The 22,437-nt window shown below is 71.9% G+C and carries 28 protein-coding genes; 17 read left to right on the top strand and 11 right to left on the bottom strand.

Annotated features, from left to right (window positions below; genetic code table 11):
- Positions 1-14: 14 nt before the first annotated feature.
- The 8 genes from ACFVUH_RS05860 to ACFVUH_RS05825 all read left to right on the top strand — a co-directional run bounded on the left by ACFVUH_RS05860 (position 15) and on the right by ACFVUH_RS05825 (position 10,581).
- Positions 15-1,655: a methylmalonyl-CoA mutase gene (locus ACFVUH_RS05860; RefSeq protein ID WP_387911447.1), complete on the top strand. Its 1,641-nt coding sequence runs from the start codon at positions 15-17 to the stop codon at positions 1,653-1,655.
- Between the two features lie 232 nt (positions 1,656-1,887).
- Positions 1,888-3,141, top strand: a complete 1,254-nt coding sequence (locus ACFVUH_RS05855; RefSeq protein WP_387911445.1) for an amidohydrolase — start codon at positions 1,888-1,890, stop codon at positions 3,139-3,141.
- Between the two features lie 269 nt (positions 3,142-3,410).
- On the top strand, positions 3,411-4,472 hold the full coding sequence (locus tag ACFVUH_RS05850; RefSeq protein WP_387911444.1) for a BMP family protein: 1,062 nt from the start codon (positions 3,411-3,413) through the stop codon (positions 4,470-4,472).
- Between the two features lie 350 nt (positions 4,473-4,822).
- Positions 4,823-6,328 (top strand): ABC transporter ATP-binding protein, encoded by a 1,506-nt coding sequence (locus tag ACFVUH_RS05845; protein WP_387911814.1) that lies wholly within the window; start codon positions 4,823-4,825, stop codon positions 6,326-6,328.
- A gap of 4 nt (positions 6,329-6,332) precedes the next feature.
- A complete protein-coding gene (locus ACFVUH_RS05840) occupies positions 6,333-7,523 on the top strand; it encodes an ABC transporter permease (protein WP_355358605.1) in 1,191 nt (396 codons plus the stop codon).
- Positions 7,520-8,788 (top strand): ABC transporter permease, encoded by a 1,269-nt coding sequence (locus tag ACFVUH_RS05835; RefSeq protein ID WP_387911442.1) that lies wholly within the window; start codon positions 7,520-7,522, stop codon positions 8,786-8,788. Before ACFVUH_RS05840 ends, ACFVUH_RS05835 begins: the two co-directional genes overlap by 4 nt.
- Positions 8,785-9,183, top strand: a complete 399-nt coding sequence (locus tag ACFVUH_RS05830) for a cytidine deaminase (protein WP_355358611.1) — start codon at positions 8,785-8,787, stop codon at positions 9,181-9,183. The genes ACFVUH_RS05835 and ACFVUH_RS05830 overlap by 4 nt, the downstream gene beginning before the upstream one ends.
- 120 nt (positions 9,184-9,303) lie before the next feature.
- Entirely contained in the window at positions 9,304-10,581 is a 1,278-nt protein-coding gene (locus ACFVUH_RS05825; RefSeq protein WP_387911440.1) for a thymidine phosphorylase, read from the top strand.
- Between the two features lie 30 nt (positions 10,582-10,611).
- On the opposite strand, the gene ACFVUH_RS05820 is transcribed toward ACFVUH_RS05825, so the two are convergent.
- From ACFVUH_RS05820 to ACFVUH_RS05805, 4 genes are all read right to left on the bottom strand, one after another.
- The gene (locus tag ACFVUH_RS05820) at positions 10,612-11,166 is read right to left on the bottom strand and encodes a Uma2 family endonuclease (protein ID WP_387911438.1); all 555 of its coding nucleotides are present in this window, start codon (positions 11,164-11,166) and stop codon (positions 10,612-10,614) included.
- 39 nt (positions 11,167-11,205) lie between these two features.
- The gene (locus ACFVUH_RS05815; protein ID WP_387911436.1) at positions 11,206-11,886 is read right to left on the bottom strand and encodes an alpha/beta fold hydrolase; all 681 of its coding nucleotides are present in this window, start codon (positions 11,884-11,886) and stop codon (positions 11,206-11,208) included.
- 109 nt (positions 11,887-11,995) lie between these two features.
- Positions 11,996-12,148 (bottom strand): hypothetical protein, encoded by a 153-nt coding sequence (locus tag ACFVUH_RS05810; protein ID WP_387911434.1) that lies wholly within the window; start codon positions 12,146-12,148, stop codon positions 11,996-11,998.
- A gap of 13 nt (positions 12,149-12,161) precedes the next feature.
- On the bottom strand, positions 12,162-13,475 hold the full coding sequence (locus tag ACFVUH_RS05805; protein ID WP_387911432.1) for an MFS transporter: 1,314 nt from the start codon (positions 13,473-13,475) through the stop codon (positions 12,162-12,164).
- 106 nt (positions 13,476-13,581) lie between these two features.
- On the opposite strand from ACFVUH_RS05805, the gene ACFVUH_RS05800 reads away from it, so the two are divergent.
- The 3 genes from ACFVUH_RS05800 to ACFVUH_RS05790 all read left to right on the top strand — a co-directional run bounded on the left by ACFVUH_RS05800 (position 13,582) and on the right by ACFVUH_RS05790 (position 16,398).
- On the top strand, positions 13,582-14,535 hold the full coding sequence (locus ACFVUH_RS05800) for a LysR substrate-binding domain-containing protein (protein ID WP_355358945.1): 954 nt from the start codon (positions 13,582-13,584) through the stop codon (positions 14,533-14,535).
- Between the two features lie 145 nt (positions 14,536-14,680).
- Positions 14,681-15,829: an adenosine deaminase gene (locus ACFVUH_RS05795; protein WP_355358626.1), complete on the top strand. Its 1,149-nt coding sequence runs from the start codon at positions 14,681-14,683 to the stop codon at positions 15,827-15,829.
- Positions 15,830-16,038: 209 nt separating this feature from the next.
- Positions 16,039-16,398, top strand: a complete 360-nt coding sequence (locus tag ACFVUH_RS05790) for an ATP-binding protein (RefSeq protein ID WP_387911431.1) — start codon at positions 16,039-16,041, stop codon at positions 16,396-16,398.
- 146 nt (positions 16,399-16,544) lie between these two features.
- Here the strand turns inward: ACFVUH_RS05790 and ACFVUH_RS05785 are convergent, their stop codons facing one another.
- From ACFVUH_RS05785 to ACFVUH_RS05770, 4 genes are all read right to left on the bottom strand, one after another.
- Positions 16,545-16,727 (bottom strand): PspC domain-containing protein, encoded by a 183-nt coding sequence (locus ACFVUH_RS05785; RefSeq protein WP_355358632.1) that lies wholly within the window; start codon positions 16,725-16,727, stop codon positions 16,545-16,547.
- 229 nt (positions 16,728-16,956) lie between these two features.
- On the bottom strand, positions 16,957-17,790 hold the full coding sequence (locus ACFVUH_RS05780; protein WP_355358635.1) for a MerR family transcriptional regulator: 834 nt from the start codon (positions 17,788-17,790) through the stop codon (positions 16,957-16,959).
- A gap of 56 nt (positions 17,791-17,846) precedes the next feature.
- Entirely contained in the window at positions 17,847-18,278 is a 432-nt protein-coding gene (locus ACFVUH_RS05775; RefSeq protein ID WP_387911429.1) for a nucleoside deaminase, read from the bottom strand.
- The gene (locus ACFVUH_RS05770) at positions 18,275-19,138 is read right to left on the bottom strand and encodes an LLM class flavin-dependent oxidoreductase (RefSeq protein ID WP_387911427.1); all 864 of its coding nucleotides are present in this window, start codon (positions 19,136-19,138) and stop codon (positions 18,275-18,277) included. The genes ACFVUH_RS05775 and ACFVUH_RS05770 overlap by 4 nt, the downstream gene beginning before the upstream one ends.
- A 95-nt stretch (positions 19,139-19,233) precedes the next feature.
- Here ACFVUH_RS05770 and ACFVUH_RS05765 point away from each other — a divergent pair, with 95 nt between their 5' ends.
- Positions 19,234-19,704: an Lrp/AsnC family transcriptional regulator gene (locus ACFVUH_RS05765; protein ID WP_355358643.1), complete on the top strand. Its 471-nt coding sequence runs from the start codon at positions 19,234-19,236 to the stop codon at positions 19,702-19,704.
- 28 nt (positions 19,705-19,732) lie between these two features.
- On the opposite strand, the gene ACFVUH_RS05760 is transcribed toward ACFVUH_RS05765, so the two are convergent.
- From ACFVUH_RS05760 to ACFVUH_RS05750, 3 genes are read right to left on the bottom strand one after another with little or no spacing between them, the layout of a single operon-like run.
- Complete coding sequence (locus ACFVUH_RS05760) at positions 19,733-19,855, bottom strand: hypothetical protein (RefSeq protein ID WP_355358646.1); 123 nt, start codon at positions 19,853-19,855, stop codon at positions 19,733-19,735.
- The gene (locus tag ACFVUH_RS05755; RefSeq protein ID WP_387911425.1) at positions 19,852-20,088 is read right to left on the bottom strand and encodes a hypothetical protein; all 237 of its coding nucleotides are present in this window, start codon (positions 20,086-20,088) and stop codon (positions 19,852-19,854) included. Before ACFVUH_RS05755 ends, ACFVUH_RS05760 begins: the two co-directional genes overlap by 4 nt.
- Positions 20,085-20,324, bottom strand: coding sequence for an ATP-binding protein (locus ACFVUH_RS05750; protein ID WP_387911423.1), 240 nt, complete (start codon positions 20,322-20,324; stop codon positions 20,085-20,087). The genes ACFVUH_RS05755 and ACFVUH_RS05750 overlap by 4 nt, the downstream gene beginning before the upstream one ends.
- 23 nt (positions 20,325-20,347) lie before the next feature.
- On the opposite strand from ACFVUH_RS05750, the gene ACFVUH_RS05745 reads away from it, so the two are divergent.
- The 5 genes from ACFVUH_RS05745 to ACFVUH_RS05725 all read left to right on the top strand — a co-directional run bounded on the left by ACFVUH_RS05745 (position 20,348) and on the right by ACFVUH_RS05725 (position 22,422).
- Positions 20,348-20,656 (top strand): Scr1 family TA system antitoxin-like transcriptional regulator, encoded by a 309-nt coding sequence (locus tag ACFVUH_RS05745; RefSeq protein ID WP_387911422.1) that lies wholly within the window; start codon positions 20,348-20,350, stop codon positions 20,654-20,656.
- Between the two features lie 10 nt (positions 20,657-20,666).
- The gene (locus ACFVUH_RS05740; protein ID WP_387790781.1) at positions 20,667-20,867 is read left to right on the top strand and encodes a DUF397 domain-containing protein; all 201 of its coding nucleotides are present in this window, start codon (positions 20,667-20,669) and stop codon (positions 20,865-20,867) included.
- Positions 20,868-20,898: 31 nt separating this feature from the next.
- Complete coding sequence (locus ACFVUH_RS05735; RefSeq protein ID WP_387911421.1) at positions 20,899-21,306, top strand: hypothetical protein; 408 nt, start codon at positions 20,899-20,901, stop codon at positions 21,304-21,306.
- Positions 21,307-21,510: 204 nt separating this feature from the next.
- Complete coding sequence (locus ACFVUH_RS05730) at positions 21,511-21,843, top strand: hypothetical protein (protein WP_387911420.1); 333 nt, start codon at positions 21,511-21,513, stop codon at positions 21,841-21,843.
- A 111-nt stretch (positions 21,844-21,954) separates the two neighbouring features.
- Entirely contained in the window at positions 21,955-22,422 is a 468-nt protein-coding gene (locus tag ACFVUH_RS05725) for a hypothetical protein (RefSeq protein ID WP_387911418.1), read from the top strand.
- Positions 22,423-22,437: the final 15 nt, after the last annotated feature.

The raw sequence follows: 22,437 nt of genomic DNA, 5'->3' as shown, positions 1-22,437 counted from the left end.
CCGCGGAGGACCCCATGACCACGGAACCGCCCGCCGAGCAGCCCACCGGGCCGCCCGCCGAGCCGCGCCGCACCGAGTCCGGCTTCCCGTTCGCCCCGGTGTACGGCCCCGAGGCCCTGGCCGGGTGGGACCCGGCCGAGCGGTTGGGCCGTCCGGGGGAGTACCCGTTCACCCGGGGGATCCACCCGAGCATGTACACCGGCCGGCCGTGGACGATGCGCCAGTACGCCGGCTTCGGCACCGCCGCCGAGTCCAACGCCCGCTACCGGCAGCTGATCGCCGGCGGCTCCACCGGCCTCTCGGTCGCCTTCGACCTGCCCACCCAGATGGGCTACGACTCGGACGCCCCGCTCGCCGCCGGCGAGGTCGGCCGGGTCGGGGTGGCGATCGACGGCGTCGAGGACATGGCCGAGCTGTTCGCGGGCATCCCGCTCGGCGAGGTCTCCACCTCGATGACCATCAACGCCCCGGCCGCCGTGCTGCTGCTGCTCTACCAGCTGGTCGGCGAGGCGCAGGGCGTCCCGCCGGCCCGGCTCACCGGCACCGTGCAGAACGACGTGCTGAAGGAGTACATCGCCCGCGGCACGTACATCTTCCCGCCGCAGCCCTCGCTGCGGCTGGTCGCCGACCTCTTCCGGTACTGCCGGGCCGAGATCCCGCGCTGGAACACCATCTCGATCTCCGGCTACCACATGGCCGAGGCCGGGGCCACGCCCGCGCAGGAGATCGCCTTCACACTGGCCGACGGGATCGCCTACGTGCGCGCCGCGCTGGCCGCCGGGCTCGCGGTGGACGACTTCGCGCCCCGGCTCTCCTTCTTCTTCGTGGCCCGCAGCACCCTGCTGGAGGAGGTCGCCAAGTTCCGTGCCGCCCGCCGGATCTGGGCCCGGGTGATGCGCGAGGAGTTCGGCGCCCGGGACCCGCGCTCGCAGCGGCTGCGCTTCCACACCCAGACCGCCGGCGTCCAACTCACCGCCCAGCAGCCGGAGGTGAACCTGGTCCGGGTCGCGGTGCAGGCGCTCGCGGCGGTGCTCGGCGGCACCCAGTCGCTGCACACCAACTCCTTCGACGAGGCGCTGGCGCTGCCCACCGAGAAGGCCGCCCGGCTCGCGCTGCGCACCCAGCAGGTGCTCGCCCACGAGACCGACGCGACCGCCACCGTCGACCCGTTCGCCGGCTCCTACGCGGTGGAGGCGCTGACCGACGAGATGGAGGCCGCCACGCTCGAACTCATGGCGAAGGTCGAGGAGTTGGGCGGGGCGGTGGCCGCGATCGAGGCCGGCTACCAGAAGGCGGAGATCGAGCGCAGCGCCTACCGGATCCAGCGGGAGACCGAGACGGGCGCGCGCACGGTGGTCGGGGTCAACCAGTTCCGGCTGGACGCCGGGGAGTTGGCGGCCGAGGAGCCCTACCGGCCGCTGCGGGTGGACCCGGCGATCGAGGCCCGGCAGGCCGGACGGCTGGCCCGGCTGCGGGCGGCCCGGGACGGTGCCGCGGTGGGCCGGGCGCTGGGCGCGCTGCGCCGGGCCGCCGCGGGCCGGGACAACGTGCTGTACCCGATGCGCGAGGCGCTGGCCGCGCGGGCCACCGTCGGCGAGGTCTGCGACGCGCTGCGCGAGGTGTGGGGCCGGCATGTGCCGGTCGAGCGCTTTTGAGCCAATGTTCCGGGCGCCCGGAACCCGGGCCGAGCCGTCCGGACGGCCGTCAACCGCCCGGTCGAGCGGGCCGTGACCTTGATCGCCGATGGTCGTTGCACAGAGCAGGCACCATGGGGAAGGCGGCTGAAACAAGATGTCATACCCACCAGCGCGGCCGGTATGCGCCCATCCGGGGACTTCTTCTGGGGAAGTCAGGCCAAATCCCCCCAACAGGCCTAGTCTTGTTGAGATGAACCGTCGTGAGTCCGCCCTGTCGGCCGTCACCCTCACCGCTGCCCGCCCCGCCGCCGGTCTCCGCGACCGGGTACGGGAGCTGGAGCCCGAGCTGATCGCCTTCCGGCGGGACCTGCACCGGCACCCGGAGCTGGGCCGCCAGGAGTTCCGAACCACCGGCCTGCTGCGGGACCGCCTGGTCGCCGCCGGCCTCGCCCCCCGGATCCTCCCGGGCGGCACCGGAATGCTCGTCGACATCGTTCCCGAGTCCGCCCCGCGCGGCGCGGAGTTCCTCGCCTTCCGCGCCGACATCGACGCCCTGCCGATCGACGACGCCAAGACCGACGTCCCCTACCGTTCGAGCGTCCCCGGCCGGGCCCACGCCTGCGGCCACGACGTGCACACCTCGGTGGCGCTGGGCACCGCGCTGGTGCTGGCCGGGTCGGCCCGCTCCGGCGAGCTGCGCCGCCCGGTCCGGATGGTCTTCCAGCCCGCCGAGGAGGTCATGCCCGGCGGCGCGCTGGACGTGATCGCGGCCGGCGGGATGGAGGGCGTCGGCCGGATCTTCGCCGTGCACTGCGACCCCAAGGTGGAGGTGGGCCGGATCGGCCTGCGGGTCGGGGCCATCACCTCGGCCTGCGACCGGCTGGTGCTCCACCTGGACGGTCCCGGCGGCCACACCGCGCGCCCGCACCTGACCACCGACCTGGTCACCGCGGTCGCCCGCACCGCCGCCGAGCTGCCGGGCGCGCTGGCCCGCCGGATGGACCCGCGCTGGGGCGTCTCGCTGGTCTGGGGCCGGATCGCCGCCGGCTCCGCGCCGAACGTCATCCCGCAGCACGCCGAGCTGGAGGGCACCGTCCGCTGCCTGGAGCTGGCCGGCTGGCGGGAGGCGCCCGACCTGCTGCACGAGCTGATCGCCCGGCTCGCCGAGACCTACCGCGCGAAGTGGACGCTCGACTACCACCGGGGCGTGCCGCCGGTGGTCAACGAGGCGGTCTCGGTCGGGCTGCTGGAGGCCGGCATGACCGCGCGCTTCGGCCGGGACGGCGCCGAGGTGGTCGAGGACACCGAGCAGTCGCTCGGCGGGGAGGACTTCTCCTGGTACCTGGAGCACGCCCCCGGCGCGCTGGCCCGGCTCGGCGTGCGGGCCCCGGATGACACCACCGTCCGCGACCTGCACCAGGGCCGCTTCGACGTCGACGAGCGCGCGATCGCGATCGGGGTGGAGCTGTTCACCGCGCTGGCACTGGAGCCCGGCACGCTCTGATGCCGTGACGGCCCGAACCGATCGAAACCGGACATCCGCCAAGGGTGTCCGGTTTGTCGCTGATAAAGGAATTCCTCCGGGTTCGTACGCGGGATCGGGCGGGCTCGAACCACCGTTTATGGAGCGGAAAGGGGCGCCGGGGCGACCGCGAGACCACGGTTTGGTAACAACCCGAACGCTCCGGCGGCCTGTAATACAACCGTGTTCTACGCGCGTTACGGTGGCGTCCGACCACGCTAATCGGTGGCGTGTGAGAAGGAGATACTCCCTTGCGCCGTACTACTAAGCTCGCCGCGGTTGTGCTCTCGGGTTCCCTGGGCATCGCCTCGCTCGCCGCTTGCGGCGCAAAGAGCAACGACACCAACGCCTCCTCCGGTTCGTCCGAGGGCGGTCTGAAGGTCGGCATGGCCTACGACATCGGCGGCCGTGGCGACCAGTCCTTCAACGACTCCGCGGCCCGCGGCCTGGACCAGGCCAAGAGCCAGCTGGGTGTCGCGGTCACCGAGGCCGACGCCAAGACCGGTGAGGCGGAGGCCGACAAGGAGACCCGCCTCAAGAACCTGGTCACCGCGGGCTACAACCCGATCATCGCGGTCGGCTTCGTCTACCAGGCCGCCGTCGAGAAGATCGCCAAGGAGAACCCGAACACCAAGTTCGCGATCATCGACTCGGCCTCCGACACCCAGCCGAGCAACGTCACCTCGCTGACCTTCTCGGAGCAGGAGGGCTCGTACCTGGCCGGCGTGGCCGCCGCGCTCAAGACCAAGACCAAGCACGTCGGCTTCATCGGCGGCGTGCAGTCCGAGCTGATCAAGAAGTTCGAGGCGGGCTACCGCGCGGGCGTCAAGTCCGTCGACCCGCAGATGCCGGTCGAGGTCACCTACCTGAGCACCCCGCCGGACTTCTCCGGCTTCGCCGCCCCCGACAAGGGCAAGGAAGCCGCGCAGGGCCAGCTCGACAAGAAGGCCGACGTCATCTACACCGCCGCCGGCTCCTCCGGCAACGGTGCCATCGAGGCCGTCGCCAACGCCGGTGCCATGGCCATCGGCGTCGACTCCGACCAGGCCGCCCAGCCCGCCCTGGCGAAGTACAAGAACAGCATCATGACCTCGATGGTCAAGAACGTCGACAAGGCCGTCTTCGCCTACATCGAGTCCGCCAAGAAGAACGAGCCCTTCACCGGTGTGAAGAACTTCGACCTCAAGGCCGACGGCGTCTCGCTCGCCACCACCGGCGGCAAGATCGACGACATCAAGGCCAAGCTCGACGAGGCCGCCAACGCGATCAAGGGCGGCAGCACCACCGTCCCGAGCGACCCGTCCAAGCTGTAAGGCTCCAGGGCCTGACCGGACGTCGCCGGAGCTGCCGCCCGCCCGGCAGCGCCTGATGAACGCAACACTAGGGAGGGGCCCGGAAGGGTGCGCGTCGTGCGCACCCCCGGGCCCCGTCCCGTCCCCCCACCCTTTCCCGCTCTTTGGCCCTCCAGCGCAACGACGCGCCTCCAGACCACCAGGAGACCGCCATCACCGCATCCGACCCCGCCCCGAACACGGGCGGTAACCCCAGCGCGGGGACGGCGGCACCGGCCGTCGAACTGCGCGGCATCACGAAGCGCTTCCCCGGCGTCGTGGCCAACCGCGACATCAACCTCACCGTCCGCACCGGCACCGTGCACGCCCTCATGGGCGAGAACGGCGCCGGCAAGTCGACGCTGATGAAGATCCTCTACGGCATGCAGAAGCCGGACGAGGGCACCATCGCGATCAACGGCGAGCTGTGCGAGTTCGGCACCCCGGGCGACGCCATCGCGCGCGGCATCGGCATGGTGCACCAGCACTTCATGCTCGCCGACAACCTCACCGTCCTGGAGAACGTCGTCCTCGGCGGCGAGCACCTGTACGGCATCGGGGCCAAGGCCAAGCAGAAGATCAGGGAGATCTCCGACCAGTACGGCCTGGGCGTGCGCCCGGACGCCCTGGTCGAGGACCTCGGCGTGGCCGACCGCCAGCGCGTCGAGATCCTCAAGGTGCTCTACCGCGGCGCCAAGATCCTCATCCTCGACGAGCCCACGGCGGTGCTCGTCCCGCAGGAGGTCGACGCCCTGTTCGACAACCTGCGCGAGCTGAAGTCCGAGGGCGTCACCGTCATCTTCATCTCGCACAAGCTGCACGAGGTGCTCTCGGTGGCCGACGCGATCAGCGTCATCCGCCGCGGCACCACCGTCGGCGACGCCGACCCGAAGAGCGTCACCGCCCGCCAGCTCGCCGAGCTGATGGTCGGCGCCGAGCTGCCCTCCCCGGAGAGCCGCGAGTCGACCGTCACCACCACCGAGATGCTGCGCGTCGAGGGCCTGCGCATCGCCAAGACCGACGCCGAGGGCATCGAGCGCGTCGTCCTGGACGACATCTCGCTGCGGATCCACAAGGGCGAGATCCTCGGCATCGCCGGTGTCGAGGGCAACGGCCAGGCCGAACTGGTCGAGGCCGTGATGGGCATGCTCCCGCTGGACGCCGGCAGCGTCACCCTGGACGGCCAGGACCTCTCCGGCAGCCTCACCCGGGCCCGCCGCGAGGCCGGCATCGGCTACATCCCCGAGGACCGCCACCGGCACGGCCTGCTGCTGGAGGCCCCGCTCTGGGAGAACCGGATCCTCGGCCACGTCACCGAGAGCCCCAACTCCAAGGGTGTGCTGCTCGACCCGGCCGCCGCCCGCAAGGACACCCAGCGGATCGTCGAGGAGTACGACGTCCGCACCCCCGGCATCGAGGTCACCGCGGCCTCGCTCTCCGGCGGCAACCAGCAGAAGCTGATCATCGGCCGCGAGATGAGCCACGAGCCCAAGCTGCTGATCGCCGCGCACCCCACCCGCGGGGTGGACGTCGGCGCCCAGGCGCAGATCTGGGAGCACATCCGGGTCGCCCAGCGGGCCGGCCTCGCCGTGCTGCTGATCTCCGCCGACCTGGACGAGCTGATCGGCCTCTCCGACACCATCAAGGTGATCTACCGCGGCCGGCTGGTCGCCGACGCCGACCCGGAGACCGTGACCGCCGAGGACCTCGGCACCGCGATGACCGGTGCCGCCGTCGGCCGCATCGAGTCGGACACCCCGGCCGACGCCGTGCCTGCGGACGCCGTGCCCTCCGCCACCCCCACCGACACCGCCGCCGACCAGCAGGCGGGGGAGTAGCCACATGACCAGTCCCAAGCCCGCGCCCGCCGCGCCCGCCGAAGCCGCTCCCAAGAGCGGCCTGGCCCAGCGGTTCAGCGGCGAGAAGATCGTGCTCGCGCTCGCCGCCCCGGTGCTCGCCGTCGTGCTGTCCGTCGCCATCTGCTCGCTGCTGCTGGCGACCTCCGGCAAGAACCCGTTCGACGCCTGGAACGTGATGATCACGTACGGCACCAAGTCGGACGGCCAGGTGGCCATCATCAACCGGTCCACCACGTACTACCTCGCCGCCGCGGCCGCCGCCTTCGGCTTCCGCATGAACCTCTTCAACATCGGCGTCGAGGGCCAGTACAAGCTCGCCGCGCTGTTCGCCGCCTTCGTCGGCAGCCAGGTCGACCTCCCGGCGATCATCCAGATCCCGCTGCTGCTGCTGACCGCGATGCTGGTCGGCGGCATGTGGGCGGCCGTCGCCGGTCTGCTCAAGGTCTACCGCGGCGTCAGCGAGGTCATCTCGACCATCATGCTGAACTCGATCGCCACCGCGGTGGTCGGTCTGCTGCTCGTCCCCGGCATCTTCGCGCCGGAGAAGGGCACCACCAGCAACTCGATCCAGACCAACCCGATCTCGGAGTCCAGCCGCTTCTTCTCGCTGAACACCGACGGCGGCCCGCTCTGGGGCTTCGTGGTCATCGCGATCGTGGTCGGCGTGGCCTTCCAGTTCACCCTGAACCGCACCCGCTTCGGCTTCGACCTGCGCGCCACCGGCCGCTCGGAGAGCGCGGCCACCGCGTCCGGCGTCAACGTCAAGCGCATGGTCGTCACCTCGATGGTGGTCTCCGGTGCGCTGGCCGGCCTCATCGGCCTGCCGGAGCTGATGCAGAACTCCTACTACTTCGGCCAGAGCTTCCAGGCGGGCCTCGGCTTCCTGGGCATCTCGGTCGCCCTGCTCGGCCGCAACAGCCCGATCGGCATGGTCTTCGCCGCCCTGCTCTTCGCCTTCCTCGACGCCACCGGCTCGCAGCTCCCGCTGCCGCAGAACGGTGAGTTCCCGTTCGAGATCGTCGACGTCATGAAGGGCACCATCGTCATCTGCGTCGTCGTCGCCTACGAGCTGGTCCGCCGCTACGGCCTGAAGCGCCAGCAGCAGCGGGTCGGCGCCGAACTCGCCGCCCAGGCTGCCGCCGCGGCCGCCCAGAAGAAGGAGGTGTCGGCGTGAGTACGGCTACCGCGGTTCGCGCGAAGACGCCCGGCGGCGCGTCCGCCAAGAAGCGCAAGTTGTCCTGGCCGGTGGTGCTGCTGCTGATCGCGGGCGCCCTGGTGCTGTTCTCGGCCGTCGGCATGATCACCGGCAACCACGCGCTGACCTCCTCCGGCCAGATCACCGCGGCGCTCGGCGCGGCGGTCCCGATCGGCATGGCCGGTCTGGGCGGCCTCTGGTCCGAGCGGGCCGGCGTCGTCAACATCGGCCTCGAAGGCATGATGGTCGCCGGCACCTTCGCCGGTGCCTGGGGCGGCTACCTGGTCAACCCCTGGTTCGGCCTGGTGGCCGGCATGCTCGGCGGCGCGCTCGGCGGTCTGCTGCACGCGGTCATCACGGTGACCTTCGGCGTCGACCACATCGTCTCCGGCGTCGGCATCAACCTGCTGATCCCCGGCATCTGCGCGTACGTCAACCGGATCTACTACAAGGACTACATCTCGGTGGGCGCCGGTGCGAACCAGTCCCCGCCGGCCGATCCGCTGCCGTACCTCACCGTCCCCGGCCTGTCCTCCTGGCTGAAGGAGATCGAGGCCCACCACTGGTTCCTGGTCTCCGACGTCGCCGGTGTGGTCGGCGGCCTGGTCACCAACCTGTCGGTGGTCGTCATCCTGGCCGGCGTGCTGATCGTCGCCAGCTACTTCGCGCTCTGGCGGACCGTCTTCGGCCTGCGGCTGCGCTCCTGCGGTGAGAACCCGACCGCCGCCGAGTCGCTGGGCGTCAACGTCTACAAGTACAAGTACCTGGCGGTCATCGCCTCGGGCGCCTTCGCGGGCCTCGGCGGTGCGTACCTCTCGCTGGTCGCCGCGCACTTCTACAAGGACGGCCAGACCCTGGGTCGCGGCTTCATCGGCCTCGCCGCGATGATCTTCGGCAACTGGATGCCGGGCGGCCTCGCCGTCGGCGCCGGTCTGTTCGGCTTCACCGACAGCCTCCAGCTGCGCGACCCGGAGTCGGTGCACGTGCTGATCCTGGTGGTCGCCATCGCGATGGTGCTGCTGGCGGCGTGGCAGCTGTACCGTCGCAAGCTCACTCCGGCGCTGATCTCGGTGGTGGTCTCCGGCGCGCTGTTCGTCTGGTACTTCACCACCGACGAGGTGCAGCGTCCGCTGATCGTCGCCACGCCGTACGTGATCACCCTGGTGGTGCTCTCGCTGGCCTCGCAGCGGCTGCGGCCGCCGAAGGCCGACGGCCAGATCTACCGCAAGGGGCAGGGCAAGTGACGCCGGGCGCCGACGCGGTCGACTGGGCCGCGCTGCGGGCGGCGGCGCGCGAGGCGATGAGCCACGCGTACGCGCCGTACAGCAGGTTCCCGGTGGGCGCCGCCGCGCTGGTGGACGACGGCCGGGTGGTCACCGGGTGCAACGTGGAGAACGCCTCGTACGGGCTCGCGCTGTGCGCCGAGTGCGGACTGGTCTCCGCGCTGCACGCGAGCGGCGGCGGCCGGCTGACCGCGTTCACCTGCGTGGACGGCAACGGGGCGCTGCTGATGCCGTGCGGCCGCTGCCGCCAGCTGCTGTACGAGCACGGCGGGCCCGACCTGCTGGTCGAGCTGCCGTCCGGCGTGCGGCCGATGAGCGACGTCCTGCCCGACGCGTTCGGGCCCGAGCGGCTGTAGCGGATCAGCTCTGGCCCTGCCGTTTGTTACGCGCGTAGAGTGTCGCAAGCGGGCCTTGACCCGGTCCGCTCGCGACACTCTTCGCTTTTCTGAACCCCTTCCGGGAGCAATGGAGCAACCATGGACGCCATCTCCGTCATCAGGACCAAGCGCGACCGCGGAGAGCTGAGCGACGCTCAGATCGACTGGGTCATCGACGCCTACACCCGCGGCGAGGTCGCCGACGAGCAGATGTCCGCCCTGGCCATGGCCATCCTGCTGAACGGCATGAACCCGCGCGAGATCAGCCGCTGGACGGACGCGATGATCCGCTCCGGCGTGCGGATGGACTTCTCCTCGCTGGCGCTGCCCACCAGTGACAAGCACTCCACCGGCGGCGTCGGCGACAAGATCACCCTGCCGCTCGCCCCGCTGGTCGCCGCCTGCGGCGCCGCCGTTCCGCAGCTGTCCGGCCGCGGCCTCGGCCACACCGGCGGAACCCTCGACAAGCTGGAGTCCATCCCCGGCTGGCGCGCCCTGCTCTCCAACGAGGAGATGCTGGACGTGCTGCGCTCCACCGGCGCGGTCATCTGCGCGGCGGGTGACGGCCTCGCCCCGGCCGACAAGAAGCTGTACGCGCTGCGCGACGTCACCGGCACCGTCGAGGCCATCCCGCTGATCGCCTCCTCGATCATGTCCAAGAAGATCGCCGAGGGCACCGGCGCGCTCGTCCTCGACGTGAAGGTCGGCTCCGGCGCCTTCATGAAGAACATCGACGACGCCCGCGAGCTGGCCCGCACCATGGTCGGCCTCGGCACCTCGGCCGGTGTCAACACCGTCGCCCTGCTCACCGACATGTCCACCCCGCTCGGCCTCACCGCCGGCAACGCGCTGGAGGTCCGCGAGTCGATCGAGGTGCTGGCCGGCGGCGGCCCCGCCGACGTCGTCGAGCTCACCCTCGCGCTGGCCCGCGAGATGCTGGCCGCCGCGGGCGTGCACGGCAAGGACCCGGCCGACGCGCTGCGCGACGGCTCCGCGATGGACCACTGGCGCCGCATGATCGCCGCCCAGGGCGGCGACGTCGACGCCCCGCTGCCGGTCGCCCGCGAGCAGCACGTCATCCCCGCCCCGGCCTCGGGCGTGCTGAGCCGGCTGGACGCCTACGCGGTGGGCGTCAGTGCCTGGCGCCTCGGTGCCGGCCGCGCCCGCAAGGAGGACCCGGTGCAGGCCGGCGCCGGCGTCGAGATGCACGCCAAGCCCGGCGACACCGTGGTGGCCGGCCAGCCCCTGCTGACCCTGCACACCGACACCCCGGAGCGCTTCGACTACGCGATCGAGGCCCTCACGGGCGCCGTCGAGGTCGCCCCGGCGGGCACCCCGTTCACCCCGACCCCGATCGTCCTGGACCGCATCGCCTGACGGTCCGGGGGTCTGCTCACGTGCGCCGGATCAGGCGTACGTGAGCAGACCGCTGGTGTCGATCGTCCACGGGCCGACGGCGACCTTGTCGCCGAAGACGAACTTCGCGCGGTCGGTGTAGCCGGGCTCGTCGTGGACGACGCCGGTACCCGTACGGGGATCGATGATCAGGTAGAACGGAATACCCATCGCCGCGTAGTCGTGGACCTTGTCGCGGTAGTCGTTCTCGGGGTTGGACTTGGAGACGACCTCCACGACGAGCAGCACCTCGTGCGGGGGCACCGCCGACTGCTCACCTGTCAGGGGGGCCTCGGGGAACACCATCAGGTCCGGGTTCCGCAGTTTGCCCATGCCTGCGTCCTCCAAGTCCGCGCCTCCGTGGGCGATGTAGCCGGGATGTGTATGCGGAAGCTGGGCGTTCAGCTGCTGGGCGATGCGGATGATGGCAAACTCGTGGCGCTTCACCGGTGACGTCGTCACGACGATCTCGCCGTCGGCGATCTCGATCTTCCCCATCCCGGGAATCTGCGGCAGCTGATCGGCGATCTCGCGCAACCGGGCGTACACGGCAGGATCGGTGCTCACGTTCCGGAGTGTAACGACGGTCGCGGACGGGCGAGCAGCTCAGCCGGTGGCGGTGAGGGCGAGCTTCAGGAACTCCTCGGGGGCCTCGCGGACGAGGTCGTGGCCGGCGGGGAGGGTGTGGACGGTCCAGGCGGGGTCGGTGCGCAGCCGGGCGACGGTGTCGAGGAACGGGGAGTCCGCGAAGTTCTCGGCGTGCAGGTAGATCCGGGGCACGGCCAGGGTGTCGGCGGCGCCGGTGAGGGCGGCCGGCTGGAGCAGGCTGGCCAGCGGGTGCACGGTGGCGCGGGGGTCGAGGAACGGGCTCAGGCCGAGCAGGGTGTGGCCGCCGCCCGCCGCGGCGCCGGCGAGGTAGCGCTGCTTCCAGACGTCGTTGGCGATCGTGTACGCCGACTCGCCGTCGCGCGGCACGAAGGCGTCCGCGTACACCAGTCCGGCGATCCGCTCCGGGGCCCGGTCGGCCACCGCGGAGGCCACCATGCCCCCGTAGCTGTGCGCGACCAGCACGACGTCGGTGATCCGCTCCGCCTCCAGCAGCCCGAGTACGTCCCGCACATGGGTCTCCAGGTTCACCCCGCCCACCGCGCCGACGTGCCCCCGCTCGCTCACCCCGGTCAGTGTCACCGGGTACGCCTCGTGCCCGGCGGCCCGCAGCCCTTCGGTGATCGGCCGGTACCACCAACCGCCGTGCAGGGCGCCGGGGATGAGGACGAAGGTGGCCATGGTGGGTTCCTCTGTTCGTGCGGTACCGGTGGGACGCGAACGAAACTACGGCGGATACCTGACAGCCGGCGTCAGGTATCCGCCGTGCGCGGAGCCGAGGAGGCGGACCTCAGGGCCGGCTGAAGATCTCGTGCGTACCGATGCGGCGCCGGACGATGTGCGGCTCGCCGCCCTGAAGCGGTGTGCCGTAGCTGGAGGTCGCGCGGCCGTCGGGCGCCCAGGTGAGCTCCCGGACATCGGGGTGGCCCTGCATCTTCTTCACCCGCAGTCCGCGTCTACTGGGCGGAAAGCCTGCCCGGCAGGGCTTCCGTGCGGCGGGCGGTGTGGGCCTGGCGGGTGGCGTAGAGGGTGACGGCGGCGGCGAGGGCCATGGCGGTGAGGCCGATGGTGGCGGCGCCGGGCCAGCCGGTGGCGTGGTAGGCGTCGGCGCCGGTGGTGCCGCCGAGGCTGTTGCCCAGGTAGTAGGCGATCAGGTAGAGCGCGGAGGCCTGGGCGCGGCCCTCGGTGGCGGTGCGGCCGACGGCGGAGGAGGCGGTGGCGTGGCCGGCGAAGAAGCCGGCGGTGATCAGCACCAGGCCGAGCAGGGCGAGGACCAGCGAGTCGGCGAGCGAGAGCAGCAGCCCCAGGGCGGTGGTGCCGATCGCGACGTACAGCGCCCCGCGGCGGCCGAGCCGGGCGGAGAGGCGGCCCGCGGCGGCGGAGGTGCCGGTGCCGACCAGGTAGACCACGAAGATCGAGGCGGCGACCGACTCCGGCAGGTGGAAGGGCGCGGCGATCAGCCGGTAGCCGACGGTGTTGTAGACCGCGCCGAACACGGCCATGAACAGCAGCCCCAGCGCGTACAGCCGCAGCAGCAGCGGGTTGCGCAGGTGGCGGCCGACGGTGCGGGCGAGGGCGCGGGCGTCCACCGGGGCCGGGGTGAAGTGCCGGGCGGCGGGGATCAGCAGCCGGAACGCGAGGGTGGCGAGCAGGGCGAGGACGGCGGAGGCGGCGAGCCCCCAGCGCCAGCCGAGGCCGGCCGCGACCCAGCCGGAGAGCAGCCGCCCGCCCATGCCGCCGATGCTGTTGCCCGCGACGTACAGGCCCATCGCGGAGGCCAGCGCCGAGGGGTGCACCTCCTCGGCGAGGTAGGCCATCGCGGTGGCGGGCAGTCCGGCGAGCGCGGCGCCCTGGAGGACGCGGAGCACGACCAGGGTGGTGAGGTCCGGCGCGAAGGGCAGGGCGAGCGCGAGGGCGGAGGCGGCGAGGGTGGAGGCCGTCATCACGGCGGTGCGCCCGTACCGGTCGGAGAGCGCGCTCGCGGGGAGCAGGGCGAGCGCCAGGCCGAGGGTGGCGGCGGAGGCCGTCCAGCTGGCCTGGCCGGGGGTGAGGCCGAGGTCGTCCGAGAGGACCGGCAGCAGGCCCTGGGTGGAGTAGAGGAGGACGAAGGTCGCGACACCGGCGGCGAACAGGGCGAGGTTGGCGCGGCGGAAGGAGCGCTGGCCGGGGCGGTGGCGGTCGTCCGGGGCGGGGACGGGGGCCGGGGTGGCGGCGGTGAGCGGGGCGGCGTCCGGCGCGGTCGCGGACGCCCTGGTACTGGAGGGCTGCATGTCCTCGACCGTAGAACCGGCGGGCTGATGCGTCCAATGCATGAACCACCCATAATCCATACCGGAACGCATGAGCGGAGCGTGCGGCGGACGACGGGAGCGCATGATGGCCACGGGTGCCGAGCCGGTCCGGCCGGCGGAGCTGGGACCTGATCTTCCGGCGGTGCAACTCGCCCCGCTGCTCGCCCAGTTCGCGGCGGTCGCCCGGCTGGAGCACGTGACGCAGGCGGCGGCGCTGCTGGCGATGCCGCAGCCGACGCTGTCCCGGGCGGTGGCCCGGCTGGAGGGCGAGTTGGGCGTCGACCTGCTGGCCCGTCAGGGCCGGACGGTCCGGCTGACCAGGGCGGGACGGCTGCTGCTGGCCTCGGTGGAGCGGGCGCTGGCCGAGGTCGAGCGCGGCGTCGAGGCGGCGCGGGCGGAGGCCGATCCGGCGACCGGCCGGGTGGCGTTCGGCTTCCTGCACACCATGGGGACGGACGCGGTGCCGGCCCTGCTGCGGGACTTCCGGGCGGCGTACCCGCTGGTCCGCTTCCAGCTGGTGCAGGCCTACGTGGGCGCGATGCTGGACCGGTTGCGCGCGGGGGAACTGGACCTGTGTCTGGTCGCGCCGGTCCCGGACGACGATCCGGCGCTGGTCGCCCGCCGGCTGGACGAGCAGCGGCTGCACCTGGTGGTCCCGGCGGACCACCGGCTGGCCGGGCGCCGCCGGATCCGGCTGGCGGAGGTCGCCGAGGACCCGTTCGTCGGGCTGGAGCCCGGCTACGGGCTGCGGGCGATCACCGACGGCTTCTGCGCGCAGGCCGGGTTCGCGCCGCGGATCGCGTTCGAGGGCGAGGAGGCGGAGACGCTGCGCGGGCTGGTCGCGGCCGGGCTCGGGGTGGCGCTGCTGCCGCCGGCGCTGGTGCCGCGGCCGGGGGTGGTCGAGCTGGAGGTGACGGCGCCGCGGACCCGGCGGGCGATCGGCCTGGCGTGGGTGGCGGGGCGGCCGCTGACCCCGCCGGCGGCGGCGTTCCGGGACTTCGTGCTGTCGCGGCGGGGGCGACTGCTGGCGCACGACTGAGCGCGTCGGGGGGCGCGGCGCCCGGGGGACCGGCTTGCGTGGAGGTGGACCGGCTCGTCCCTTTGGTGGAATTCCCGGTGGACATCGGATGATTCGGGCCCCTGGACAGTGGCTTGTCTACGCGCGTAGGGGCTACACTCCCGCAATGGAGAAGCAGATCCCCGTCACCACCGCGGGCACCGGCCCCCGGATCCCCACCCCCGAGCAGATCGCCCGCGCGCCGAAGGTGCTCCTGCACGACCACCTCGACGGCGGCCTGCGCCCCGAGACCGTGGTCGAACTGGCGGCGGCCGTCGGCTACGAGGGCCTCCCGACCACCGACCCCGAGGCGCTCGGCGAGTGGTTCCGCGAGGCCGCCGACTCCGGTTCGCTGGTCCGCTACCTGGAGACCTTCGCCCACACCTGCGCCGTCATGCAGACCCGTGAGGCCCTGATCAAGGTCGCCGCCGACTGTGCCGAGGACCTCGCCGCCGACGGCGTCGTCTACGCCGAGGTCCGCTACGCCCCCGAGCAGCACCTGGAGCGCGGCCTGAGCCTGGACGAGGTCGTCGAGGCCGTCCAGGAGGGCTTCCGGCTCGGCGAGGCCAACGCCCGCGCCGCCGGCCACCGCATCCGGATCGGCACCCTGATCACCGCGATGCGGCACGCCGCGCGCTCGTCGGAGATCGCCGAACTGGCCAACCGGCACCGCGACGGCGGCGTCGTCGGCTTCGACATCGCCGGCGCCGAGGCGGGCTACCCTCCCACCCGCCACCAGGCCGCCTTCGACTACCTCAAGGGCGAGAACAACCACTTCACCATCCACGCGGGCGAGGCCTTCGGCCTGCCGTCGATCTGGGAGGCCCTGCAGTGCTGCGGCGCCGACCGGCTCGGCCACGGCGTGCGGATCGTCGACGACATCACCGTCGAGGAGGACGGCACCGTCCAGCTGGGCCGCCTCGCCGCGTACGTGCGCGACAAGCGGGTCCCGCTGGAGATGTGCCCGACCTCCAACCTCCAGACCGGGGCCGCCACCTCGTACGCCGAGCACCCGATCGGGCTGCTCAGCCGGCTGAAGTTCCGGGTCACCGTGAACACCGACAACCGGCTGATGAGCGGCACCAGCATGAGCCGCGAGTTCGCGCACCTGGTCGAGGCCTTCGGCTACACGCTGGGGGACCTGGAGTGGTTCACCGTGAACGCGATGAAGTCGGCCTTCCTGCCGTTCGACGAGCGGCTCGCGATGATCAACGACGTGATCAAGCCGGGCTACGCCGAGCTCAAGGCCGAGTGGCTGTTCAGCGTCGGCGGCTGAACGCGCCGAATGTGATCGGATGAACGCCGCTGTCCGCCAGGGGAGTTGGCGTTCATCCGACTTCTCGCTCGGGCGGGTGAACCGCCGTTGATCCCCGCGCGGTCCGCTCACTACGGTGTGCCCGTCATTGCCGACCGGTCGTGGCGGCGGGCCCCGTCGCGTCGGCCGTGCGAGTCGGCCACCGACGAGGACCCAAGGGGACGAACCACATGAAGCAGGCCACTCTCAAGGCCGCCGGCACCGCCGCGCTCGGCATCGCCATCGCCGCGGTCGGCGCCGGCAGCGCGTCCGCCGCCCCCGCCACCGCCGCCGGTGGTCTCGGGCTCCCGACCGGTCTGCTGACCAACCCGGCCGCCACCAGCGCCCTCACCGACGCCGCCGGCAAGCTGCCGGTCGCCGACAAGGTCAGCAGCACCCTCGGCACCCTGGCCCCCAGCGCGGGTCAGGCCGCCGCCCCGGTCACCGGCGCCGCCGCCGACCGGGCCGGTCTGCCGGCCGTGCCGGGCCTCGACAAGACCCCGCTCGGCGGGCTCACCCAGGCCCTCCCGCTGCCGGGCCTCGGCGGCTGATCCGTCCGCCGCACGCCAGGGCACGGCACGGCACGTCGCGGCTCAGTGCGACGTGACGCGACCCGGCACAGCACAGCACAGCACGGCACAGCACGGTTGAAGGGGCCGCCCGCTCCCGTCGAGGAGCGCGCGGCCCCTTCGGCGTCTCACGGCTCCTGGGGCAGCAGCAGCCAGAGCGCCAGGTAGATCAGGAACTGCGGGCCGGGCAGCAGACAGGAAGCCAGGAAGATCACGCGCACGGTCCATGCCGAGAGCCCGAAGCGCTCGGCGATCCCGGCGCAGACGCCGGCGATGACACGGTTGTGACGGGGGCGGGCGAGGCGGCTCATGGCGGACTCCGTTGCTGTGGTGACGCCGTGGTCCGGTCCCTCCGGCCGGCGTACTTCCATGCTCCGCCGCCGCTCCGCCGAAAGCCTCCCCCCGCAAGCCGATCCCGCCCCTGACCTGCTTCATCGCCGGGCAGGACCCCCTCTCAGGGTTCCGCTCAGGGTCGGCCCGGAGATTGCCGGCCCCCCGGAGCGGGAAGTCGGCCGGTCCGACTTCCCGCGCCACGTGCGCCTATGCGCCCGGTCGCGGGCGGAAGGGGACGGTGACGTCCGAGGTGTGCTCGTGGGGCTCGGCGGTCTCGAAGTTCGGGTAGTACACCTCCCGGCTGCCGCCGTCGCGGTCGTGGCCCTGCTCCTTGACCCAGGCGCCGACGGCGTCGTGGATGGCGGCCATCGTCGCGAAGTCCTTGTGCTCCTTGGTGATCTCGGTGTACGCCTCGCGATGGGCCGGGTCGATCCGCACGGCGATGCGGCCGGTCGGCTCGACGGCGTTCAGCGTCGGGGCGCACACCTCGACCAGGCCGTCCGAGTCCTCGCCGACATAGCCGTGGAAGATGCTGAAGATCGGCCCCGAGAGGCACGCGCCGGTCGACTGCAGGTGGGCGACGAGCTGCTCGCCGGCCTCGTTCAGAAAGGGGACGAGCGTGGCGCCCGTGACGTGCCGCTGGACGCAGAGCACCTTCTGTTCGGGAACGTCGCGTTCGGCGATCCGGTACATGGTCGAAGTCCTTCCGGTGAGTACTGAGCGGGCGTAACCCACCGCGTAGCGGCGGGCCCTGTGCGTGGCCTCCTGCTCGCGCCAGTAGGCGCCGAGCAGGCGGGCGGACTCGTCGCCGCCGTCCGCGTCGAGCACGGCGGCGATCCGGGCCAGCGGCATGCCGACGGCGCGCAGCAGCGCGATCCGGCGGGCCCGTTCGACCTGGGCGCGGCCGTAGCGGCGGAACCCGGTGTGCGGGTCGACGTGGGAGGGCGGCAGCAGCCCGCGGTCCCCGTAGAGGCGCAGCGCTTTGGGGCTGAGCCTGGTCAGGGTGGCGAGCTCCCCGATGGTGATCAAGTCCTCGTGCACGGAGCCCACTGTGCCCCTTGCCCCTGGGGCAGAGGCAAGCAACGGTGCGGGAGGGGTCAGCGGTAGTACGGCTCCATCGCGGCCCGGACCTCGTCGAGCAGCGCCGGGCCGTCCTGCGGTACGGGCGGGCGGCCGCTCGCGGGGCGGACGGTCAGCAGCTGCTCGCCGGAGAGGGCGAAGACGACGCGGCCGAGTCCGGCCTGCTGCAGGGCGGCCGCGCACATCGGGCACGGCTCGCAGCTGGTGTAGAGGGTGGTCCGGGCGGCGGCGTCCGGGGTCAGCTCGCGGGCCGCCCGGCGGGCGAGCTTCAGTTCGGGGTGGGCGGTGATGTCCCGGTCGGTGAGCGTGGTGTTGCGCTCCTCGGCCAGGACGGTGCCGTCCGGGGCGGCGAGCAGGGAGCCGAACGGCGGGTTGCCGAGGGCGGCGGCCTCGGCGGCGAGGGCGATGGCGCGGCGGAGGAGGGGGTGGTCGGCGGGGGTGACGGTCATCGGGGCTGTTCCGTTCGGAGCGGGGCGAGGTGTTCGGCGACGGCGGCGAGGGCCTGCCGGGCGTCCTGTGGTCGGCGGGTCTCCTCCGGGGCGCCGTGGTACGGGTCGAGGATCACGTGTGCGGCGCCCAGCAGGCGGAGTTGGGCGAGGTCGGCGGTGATCTGCTCGATCGTGCCCTCGCCGGCGAGCCGTTGCGGGCCGGCGACCGGGGCCGGGGTGAGCTTGAGGGCGATCCGGGGCGCGAAGGCGGGGACGGGGAGCGCGTGTTCGTCGGCGTACGCCCGTAGGCGGGTGGCGGCTTCACGCAGCCAGGGCAGGGTGGGGCGCAGCGGGTGCCAGGCGTCGCCGAGGTGGACGGCGCGGCGCAGGCCCGCGTCGCTGTTGCCGCCGACCCAGAGCGGGATGCGGCGGGCCGTTCCGTAGCCGGCGGTGTCCTCCCAGGCGGCGCGCAGGCGGCGCAGGTGGTCGTCGGTGAGGCGGCCACGGTGCTCGAAGGGGACGCCGAGGGCGGCGAACTCCTGCTGCGCCCAGCCGACTCCGACGCCCAGCACGAGGCGGTGACCGCTCAGCGCGTCCAGGTTGGCGGCCATCCGGGCGGTGAGGAGGGGGTGGCGGTAGGAGGCGACGAGCACGGTGGTGCCGAGGTGGACGCGGGTGGTGTGGGCGGCGAGCCAGGCGAGGGTGGTGAAGGGTTCGTAGAAGGGGGCGGGGTAGCGCCGGGCGACGTCGGGGGTGATGGCGACGTGGTCCGAGAGCATCAGCAGGTCGAAGCCCAGGGACTCGACGGTGCGGGCCCAGGCGAGGAGGGCGGCGGGGTCGGTGCCGGGGCCGAAGTTGGGGACGTTCACTCCGATCTTCACGTTCCGAAAGCCTAGGGAGAGAAGGTGGGTTGACTGAAGGGACATCTCCCGGTTGAGGGGTTGTTCCGCCGTGGAATCAGCGGCAATCTGGGCTCATGACCGAGATTCTCGATGCGACGGACTGGGCGATCCTGGCCGAGCTCCAGGAGGACGGGCGGATCGCGTTCACCGAGCTGGCGCGGCGGGTGAACCTGAGCGCGTCGGCGACGACGGAACGGGTGCGGCGGCTGGAGACGGCGGGGGTGATCACCGGCTACCGGGCCGAGGTGGACCTGGAACGCACGGGGTACCCGGTGACGGCGGTCGTCCGGTTGAAGTACCCGGGGCCGGCGGTGCGGCACGAGCCGCTGCGGCGGTTGCTGGAGGAGCGGTCGGAGATCTTGGAGTGCCTGCGGACGACCGGGGACGACTGCTACGCGCTGAAGATCGCCACGACGTCGATGGGGCACCTGGAGGAGATCGTCGACGAGCTGGCCCAGTTGGGGAGCACGACGACCAATCTGGTGCTGAGCCGCCCGCTCGCGCCCCGCGGCCCGGCGGTGCCCCGAGTGGGGAGCTCCGAGTAATAGCAACAATGCAATGCTGCGGGGTGGGTCAGGGGTTGGAGTGCTCTTCGTCGTTGCCGTGAACCTTCAGGGCGGTGATGACGCCGACGACAACGGTGGCGATCGCGAGGGCGAGGAGAACGGCGAAGGCCGCGCCGATCAGGAAGTTCACCGGGCCCTGACCCCTTCGCGGAGGAGTTCGAGGAGGTTGAGGAGGGTGGCGACGGAGGTGTCGCCGAAGTCGACGAGGAGACGGCCGTCGATGGTGGCGCCGTTGACGGCGGCGGAGCCCCACTGGATTCCGAACGGCTTTCCGCACTCGTGGAGTTCGCTGATCAGCGCGGTGACCTTGGGCTCGGTGTAGGTGCGCAGATAGGTGTCGTGGGGTTCGAAGGGGGCGTTCACGTGGCGGTGTCCAGCTCGAACCAGGTGACCTTGCCGGTCTTGAGGGGGGCGACGCCGAACCGGTCGGTGAGGGGGACGAGGTGGAGCCCGCGACCGGAGAGCGCGAACGGGTCGGCGGGGGCGCGCAGTTCGGGCAAGTCGGGGCTGTTGTCGCAGACCGAGACCCGCAGGGTGCGGGGGCAGAGGGCGGCGATGACGTGGGGCGCCTGGGTGCCCGCGTGCTTCCAAGCGTTCACGAACAGCTCGTGAAGGGCTTGAGGTGTCCGAGCTGCCGAACGTGACCATCCAGGTTCTGCCGTTCACGCCATTGAAGAAGCCGCCGCACACCGGCCAATTCCTGTTGCTGGACCCAGGATCAGTGGACCTCTCCACCGTTGTTGTGGATCACCCAAGCCACACCGAGTATCTTGGCGACCGGCACTCGATCGCGACGTATCGCAGGACGTTCAACCAGTTGGTTGACCTTGCGCTGCCTCCGGTCGACGCCGGTCAGTCACCCCTTGCGCTGTCGCCAACGCGTGACTCGTGGGGTCTCATCCGACATCTTCTCTACCTGCTCCAAACGTGAAGGGCGCCTAATGCCAGAACTCCGTTGGCAGAAGTCATCGTTCAGTGGCTCGAACGAGGGCGGCAGCTGCGTTGAACTTGCCGCAGGTGCAGGGGGCCTTCTCCAACTGCGGGAGTCCGATGACCCGGGGATCATTCTGGTAGTCGATGTAGAGCAGTTCGGTTCTTTCCTTCTGGCCGCCAAAGCCGGTGCTTTCGACCACCTCACCTGATCAGTAGCCCAGCCCCGGAGGACCCCCACCGATGAACGCCAAAGCCTGGCGTATCCGGCTCATCATTCGCACCACCCAGGTCGGCGTCATCGGCGGGGCCCTCTGGGGTGCCCTGGTCGCCCTCGTCGCCTTCCGCTTCACCTCGGTACCGCTCGGGGCCATGGTCGGCCTCCTCTTCGGGACCTTCGTCTCCATACCCACCGGCTCCCTCCTCTCCGCCCTCCCCAAGAAGCTCGCCTTCCACCGCTGCTCCGCCCCCGCCCTCGGCGCCCTCCTCACCGCAGCAGCCGGCTACCTCGTCCTCGCCCGCATCCTCCGCGAGCCGCACGCCCTCCTCCACCTCGGCGTCGCTCTCCTCTTCCTCCTCTCCACCACCCTCACCGCCGCCGCCTTCTTCCTCGCCGTCCGCAGCCTCCGCCGGACGTCATCGGCACCATGAGCCCCCGGTGACCCCGGACTCGCCACGAAGGCTGACGAGTCCGGCCACCTCACCGGGGCATCGGCCCGCCACGCCCACGTTCCGCGTCTTCGGGCCCGACGGAAGCGGAGCAGGAAGTCGGACCCGCCGACTTCCCACTCCGCCGGTTGATCTCGACAGGGGCGGCCGTCCCGTCTGAGTGCCGCTACTCAAGCCCTCCGGTATGTGGTCGGCGCCGCCTTCGGACAATGGCGCAGGTCGAAGGGTGACGGGGTTTCCTCGAAGCCGCCGTCGGGGCTTGCGCTCATCGCCGTGCCCATTGTTCTTCCCGCCGCGCTCGGCGTGGGCGTCCTCCGGCTCGGCCTGCCGGTCTCCGCCGGTATCCAGTTCGCCACGGGCTGCGCGTTCGTACTGGTGCTCCCGACCCTCTTTGTGGCGGGCGCCGTCGGGGAGCGCCGTGCGAATCGCGAGCGGGAGGCAGCGGGCGCTCGTGATCGCCGCCCGCCACCCGGCAGCATCGTCGTTCCCGGGGGCTACGGCGACTCCCCTGATCAGTGAACCGCTCCGCCAGTGGATCGGACCGAACTCCGACAGACGGTGTGTCAGAAGCGGTCGATAGCGTGGAGGTGCTGTGGGCCGGATTCGGGGTGGACGAAGGAGCGACCGACTGTGGGCGGAACCGGGTGGACCTATCGAACGCGCTGGCTCGGCAGCTTCGCCGACTCGCTTGAGGCGCTGAAGCTGGAGGTGCTCGCCGGCGGTGACTACCAGTACCGGCCCATGGAGGGCGAGATGCCGCCCGCGACGGTCGCGGAGTTGATGGACCTCCTGGCGGACGGGGAGGGGATGGAGGGCGGCACTCATTCCATCCTCGACATCTACGAGTTCGGGGATCCGGCCGCGCTGGACGCCGACCTGCGCGGCAGGACCTACTTCCACCGGCTCTACCCCGTGGCGGACCACGAGGTGCTGGCCCTCTTCGGCACACCGCGGCCCACCCTCGCCGACTGGTCGCGGATCGAAGAGGACGACGCGCACAACGGTTTGGCCCCTGGGCGTTGGATGGGCCGCTGCACCGTGCTCCACGTCGCCGACCGGCCGGACGAGGTGGTCTTCTGGGGCTCTTCGGGTTATTGAGAAGCACCAGCCGGA

The organism is Kitasatospora sp. NPDC058032 (assembly GCF_042885845.1).
GTDB lineage: Bacteria > Actinomycetota > Actinomycetes > Streptomycetales > Streptomycetaceae > Kitasatospora.
This window is presented reverse-complemented; position numbering and strand designations above follow the sequence as displayed.